The organism is Sphaerospermopsis reniformis (assembly GCF_005402885.1).
GTDB classification, from domain to species: domain Bacteria; phylum Cyanobacteriota; class Cyanobacteriia; order Cyanobacteriales; family Nostocaceae; genus Sphaerospermopsis; species Sphaerospermopsis kisseleviana.
Genome location: NZ_BJCE01000289.1, coordinates 1 through 6007, shown reverse-complemented (window position 1 = coordinate 6007; position 6007 = coordinate 1). Strand labels below are relative to the sequence as shown.

Annotated in this window: 3 protein-coding genes and 1 pseudogene; 1 reads left to right on the top strand and 3 read right to left on the bottom strand. The window is 39.8% G+C overall.

The window, feature by feature from the left end:
- Positions 1-123: 123 nt before the first annotated feature.
- From FFR48_RS24480 to FFR48_RS30765, 3 genes and pseudogenes are all read right to left on the bottom strand, one after another.
- Positions 124-3513: a phycobilisome rod-core linker polypeptide gene (locus tag FFR48_RS24480; RefSeq protein ID WP_137669166.1), complete on the bottom strand. Its 3390-nt coding sequence runs from the start codon at positions 3511-3513 to the stop codon at positions 124-126.
- A 596-nt stretch (positions 3514-4109) separates the two neighbouring features.
- Positions 4110-4712, bottom strand: a complete 603-nt coding sequence (locus FFR48_RS24475; protein WP_096567337.1) for a hypothetical protein — start codon at positions 4710-4712, stop codon at positions 4110-4112.
- Between the two features lie 55 nt (positions 4713-4767).
- Positions 4768-5046: pseudogene (locus FFR48_RS30765) on the bottom strand (DUF7680 family protein); the annotation flags it as partial.
- Between the two features lie 321 nt (positions 5047-5367).
- Here FFR48_RS30765 and FFR48_RS24465 point away from each other — a divergent pair.
- Positions 5368-5721 carry a hypothetical protein gene (locus tag FFR48_RS24465; protein WP_137669165.1) on the top strand — a complete coding sequence of 118 codons (354 nt, stop codon included), beginning with the start codon at positions 5368-5370 and terminating at the stop codon, positions 5719-5721.
- Positions 5722-6007 lie beyond the last annotated feature (286 nt).

Genomic DNA, 6007 nt, shown 5'->3' with positions numbered 1-6007 from the left:
AGGAGTCAGAAGTTAATATTCTCCCCCTGCTTCCCCTGCTTCCCCTGCTTCCCCTGCTTCCCCTGCTTTCTTCACTGTCACCAGTCACCAGTCCCCAGTCCCCAGTCACCAGTCCCCAGTCACCTATCTACCACCGCGACCGGTTAAAACAGAAGGAGACAAGCTAGACCAAGATTGTTTTACCAGGTCAGCATCAGCCTTAACACTACCCAAGTAGTTACCCGCAGGTAAGGAGGGGAAGCGGTTGTAAGGTACAACATCTTCACCGAAGTAACGAGCGTATTCTGGGCTATTCACCATTGTTTCTACAGCCGCCCTTAAACCGCTATCAGCCAATAGTTTGTTATATTGGCGGATTTCGCCTTGGGTTGCGGGTGCGCGTCCCAAAATGTGACGGAATAAAAATTCAATCACTTTGGTGTTGGGATAGGGTGTGTAGAAACGCTTACGGTAAATTTCTGAACTTGCCAACTCTAGGACAAATTCACGCACGGTAATTTCACCATTACGCAGTTTGCTATCTAAATCACTGCGGCGTAAATAGTCAGGAATTTGCCCGCTAAATACGTCCATCACCTGAACATAAATAGCGTTAATTACCTGATTGGTTTCAGTTGAATTTGTACCAGTGGTAGCGCGGAAAATACGGGTTGGTTTGCGGCGACTTGTACCAACACCAACTTCTACCGACTGACCACGACCATCGTTGAAAGAACGACCTAACTCAATGAACAAGGGTTTGGTCTTGTCCATTTGTCTAGCTTGAGCCGCCAAATCTGCGATCGCATTCGCTAACATTGGCGTATTCTCAGTCTTGATCCGAGGCTTCACAGTCTCAAAGCTAGGTACAACCAAATCATCATTTTGCTTGGTTAGCTGGTTGTAAAGCTTCTCAGTATTGGGGAAGTTAGCCGCAGGTAAAGTTGGGAAGCGACGGTAAGGAACAGTATCTTCACCAAAAGCTTGAACATACTCAGCACTATTCACCATTGCACCGATAAAGGCTTTGATACCTTGAGTAGCCAAGATTTGGTTATACTTGCGGATTTCAGCTTGATCCATTGGCGCACGGCCTAAGAAATGCTTAGTACCCATCTCAATCACTTTAGTGTTGGGATAGGGTGTATAAAATTCCTTAACGTACAGGTTAGAACAACCTAAACCTTCAATAAATTCCTTAACGGTGATTTCTCCGTTACCCAGCTTACTTTCTAAATCAGTAAACTCGTTACCAGCAACATAAGGAGGAATATCACGCTCGAAAATTTGACGGTAGGCAGCACCAATCAAAGTTTTTACCGCTACTTTATCACCAGTACCAGCGATCAGTTTAAAGACCTTGGTTTGCTCACGCTGCTTGGTAACACCTTGGTTAATACGGAAATCAATATCTGGTTGGGTTCGCATTTCCTTAACTTCACCCAACTCCACAAAGCGAGGAGTTTCTTCCTTCTCAACTTTGTTGATATCTTCGCGGATAGTTCCCACACGCAGTTGACGCAAGGAAACACCAGCAGGTGTTAAATAACGCTCATAAGGAACAGTATCTTCACCGAAAGCTTCACTGTACTCTACAGTGTCAAGGATGGCATCAACAACAGCATAGAAGCCTTTTTTGGAAGCAATATCAAAATACTTGTTGTTTTCTTGACGACCGTAGGTAGGACGACCTAACAAGCGACGGTGAATGTATTCAATCGCTTTACAAACATACAAAGATGTCCAGTACATCTTGCGGAATAAATCGGACTTCGCCAACATCCGCACAAACTCGCGGACGGTGATTTCGCCGTTTTCCAGTTTGATTTCTGCAACTTTCAGCCGTTGACCTTCGTAAACATCACGACCGAATACTTGTAAGTAACAAGCCTTAATTACTGCTTGGGTAGAACTTTCAGAGAATTTAACACTTGTACCCTTACCAGCATTTCTGCTCATAGTACCGGGTAACTGGTCTAATTTGAACACTTTCGCGCCCAAAGCACCAGGAGCAACACCACGCGCACCGGGGTTACTGAGTTGGTTATTGATACCAGGTCCTTGGTGAATCAAGATCCGACGGGTATCTTTACCAAAAGGTGCAGGACTGCTGCTGGGGTTGCGGGTTTCTTTCGGGAAAATCGCCCCAAATTGAATTTCTAGCGGATCATTACCAGCACCGTAGGGATGTTGATCAGGTAATGGTTGTTCGTAAGCTGCAAAGGTGGTAATAAACTGAGGTACTTTGCGGAAAGGCGCACTGTACTTAAACAGGTCTTGCTGTGGTCCCCAGTTGCGACACTCTTGAGCTTCTTGACCCAGACCCCGAATGTAGGGAACGGTTTCTTCCCCAAAGTAATCTGCGTATTCCTTGGAGTCTACCAAAGCATCCACTAAAGCGGGTAAACCACCGTTAGAAATAATTGCAAAGTATTTTTGCACTTCTTCCCGGCTGCTTGGTCCACGTCCCAAAATGTGACGGAAAGCCAGTTCTATTACCCGGCTGTTAATAAAGGGTTGATAAAACTGTTTTTGGTAAAGGGGAGATTTAGCTAAACGGCGGATAAACTCCTTCATGGAGATATCGCCATTTTTAACTTTGGATTCTAAGTCAGAGATGGATAAGCTGTAAGCACGGGTAATATCGCGCTCAAATACTTGGCGGTAAGCAGCTTTGACTACTTCAGTTTTTTCGCTAGAAGACAAACCAGGCTTCATAGCGTACTTGGGACGGCGTTCTGCGGCGTTGAAGTAAATTTGAGGTAGTTGTAAACCTTGTTGATCCCCAGAAGGACGTTGACGGACTTTTGTGGATGGTGTAGGTGCTTTGAACTCAGTCAGCAACACATCCATGTACTGAGTCACGATTTCTGTTGCTTCAGGATCTTTGCGGAAAAATGACAAAGAAGCAGTTTTAATTTCTTGTAAAGCCACGATGGTAGCTTCACCAGAACAAGCATTTTCAATGATTTCCCGCAAACCTCTGGTATTTACAGAGATGATGTTGGGGTCGCCGGCAACAATGGCATAAGTAGCATAGCGCAAGAACCAGGACAAGTCCCGTAAGCTCTTGGACATATTGCCAGGACCATAACGAGCAACATTAATGGGTCTAAAACCAGGAGGTGTGGGACCACCTGCGGAAGTGTTGAAGATGGAACGGAGGTTTTCAAAGAAGCCACCACGACTTTCAACGTAGGTGACTGTTCCTAGTTTCATGCCTTCTTGCACACTAGCACCAGCGCCCACCATTGCCATTTCCGGTTCTTGGGGCTTTTCTAAGAAAGCCATTGGTGAACCACCAACGAAGATCCGGTTAGCCGCACGAGAAACAATGATCTCAGAATTTTCGGTGAGGATCTGGGCGATTTCTAAACGTTTTGCACCAGAAGCAAAATAGCTTCCCAGTTCGCTTAGTTCACCTCTTCCCAAAAAGCGGTCTTGTTGTTCTGCTTGGGAAATGGTCGCTACAGGTAAGGTTTGATATAGTTGCGGACGCGCAACTGAGCTTCCACCACTTGCCTTAACACTCATTGGATTTCTAAAACTCCTATAAATAAGCTTATGTGTTAAGTCTGGGTTGCTTTTTGGCTTGACATATTGGTGTATTTATGTATAGTACGCCAGTCAAACTGCCAGTAAATTAACCCAGTTCAGTTTTTAGATTAGAACGTTTTGCGGTAACGCTGCTGATTTATTAAGAAGTATGTCAATTCTGTAATCTAAATCTGCCTGTTGGCATAAGTACCTACTGTGGACAGGCTGTGGAATGTTGAAGTTTTGTATCTGTATGTTACATTCGCTTGCAGCATATTTTGTAGCTGATTTATCTCTATTTTAGATTTTTTTTAGATTTTTTTTAGATTTTTTTCATGTTTTTGGGATTATTAATGTAAATAAGATTTTATTTGTTTAGATGAATTTAAATTTAAAAACAAGGATTAAGTTATGAGTATTTTTGGTATGATAGGTCTAAATAGGCTTTCCTGAAAAAGTGTTTCCAGATTAAGGATTTCAATGATTCAGGAGTTCAAGGATATCAATTGAATGGGGTGAAATGTGGTAGATACCGTAGGCAGGAAGATTTTTATTTTCAAATTGCAGGCAAGATGCCCGCACTACATTAAAAATTATTCCTGCTTAATTGCACTGATTAAAATTCCTAAAATCTTTTTCACATCCTTGATATAATATTCACTTAAATCAATGGAAACAAGTTTATCTTCTAACTTCAAAAATTGCCAAATAGTACCAATAGTTACAGCACCATAAATAGTCCTAATATTATTTTCGTTTTTCTCATTAAATAACTGAGCCGCAATCATTTCTGCTATACATTGAGCCAAACCTGATTTCAAGTTTTCATTTTTGGTTTCTACCAATATAATTACAGGTGCGCGAACAAAAAGCTGTTCTTTAGAAAGAGAAATTAGGAAATCACAAAAACCATTTAAACCTTGTTGATTATCAACATTAAAATCTACCCCTGAAAATAGACTGATTTGATTATTTAACTTTCTTCTTAATTCTAGTAAAATTGGGCTAATTATCATTTCAGAACGGGCTTTTTCAGTGTTAATGGAAACAGCTAAATCAACATTCTCTTTGAGAATTGTTGTTAGTAAATCACTGGGTTCTTCTTCCATTGTATCTGCAAATAACGCTGATACTTCATTTAGTGTCAACCCAAATTTCTGGATAATTTCACTTAATTTAAAATCACTGTAAGCCATGTTTATTACCTTTCAAAACAAAATCAACAGTCATCAGTCAACAAACCTCAGTCTCCTAATAAGCTGTTGTGCATTTAATTTGTATAAGTGGAACAGGCATCTTGCCTGTTAAACAAGAGTTCAGAATATTAGGATTATACAATTTAGCTGTGTAACAGCTTAATATCCTAATCGCTTTTAATGCCTGACTACGCTTCCCATGACTAATCTTAGCAAACCAATAATGGGATTCTTCATAACTCATGGATTTTATTCCTTGGGCAATATTAGCAATTCTTTCAGGTTTAGAAAGTGGTTGAACTGTCGCAAATAACAAAGCTAAATTTATACTCGTTTCTTCATTTAGAAACTATTAGCGGGCAAGACTTTTACTGAGCTTATTGAAGTATGCCCGCACTACAAGAGTTTTATCATTAACATCTGTACGTCATAATAACGGAAACTGCTCTATTTTAACAACAAATATTGAAATATCCATAAACTACAGGATGATGATTTTGTCTGAATCAGGATATCCAGGATTAAAGGATTTACAGGATGGTGATTTTGTCATCATCATCAAATCAAAGCACCAATTATAACTAAAAATCATTTATTGCTATATATTATGTAATCTCTGCTATAATTATCTTACCAAGAAAAAGGTGACAGAATTATGATTTTAGACATTAAACAATCTGCGTCTCAATCTTCACTGAAAATTGCACCTAAATCAACTTATGATCTATTGATAGAAAATCAAACAGATGGAACTGTGAAAGCGACATTATTGAGTTTACCAGAATGTCAAGGTGTAGGAAATACAGAAACGGAAGCAATAGAAGCATTAGATAAAATTCTGCAAGCTCGTTTAGGAAATGCTAAGATCGTGACTTTAGAAATTGCAGCACCAAAAACAGAAAATCCTTGGATGAAAATAGCGGGTAAATATAAGGATGATCCGCAATTTGATCAAATGTTGGAATATATAGAAGAATATCGTCGTCAATTAGATGCAATTAATGAATAAAGGTTAATAAAGAAGTGAATAATTTAAGAATATTAGATACAGATCATCTATCTTTATTACAACGAGGTAATTTTTTGATTAGACAGCAATTAACCCAGGGGAAACGCATCTAAATTTTATTGACAAAACACCATTTTTATGTATAAACGAAGAAATCCTTATTTAGGGTTTGCTGAATAAACCTAAAACCTTGATATATCAAAGGTTAGAGGCTGATAAACACAGAAATTAGTGCAAGGGTTTTGAAGGGTATACCGGAAAAAGTGTGCATTTTTTGGGATTTCAA

Excerpts from the sequence above, each read along its gene's own strand:
- FFR48_RS24475 (WP_096567337.1), bottom strand. The coding sequence starts at position 4,712 with ATGGCTTACAGTGATTTTAAATTAAGTGAAATTATCCAGAAATTTGGG.
- FFR48_RS24465 (WP_137669165.1), top strand. The coding sequence starts at position 5,368 with ATGATTTTAGACATTAAACAATCTGCGTCTCAATCTTCACTGAAAATT.
- FFR48_RS24480 (WP_137669166.1), bottom strand. The coding sequence starts at position 3,513 with ATGAGTGTTAAGGCAAGTGGTGGAAGCTCAGTTGCGCGTCCGCAACTA.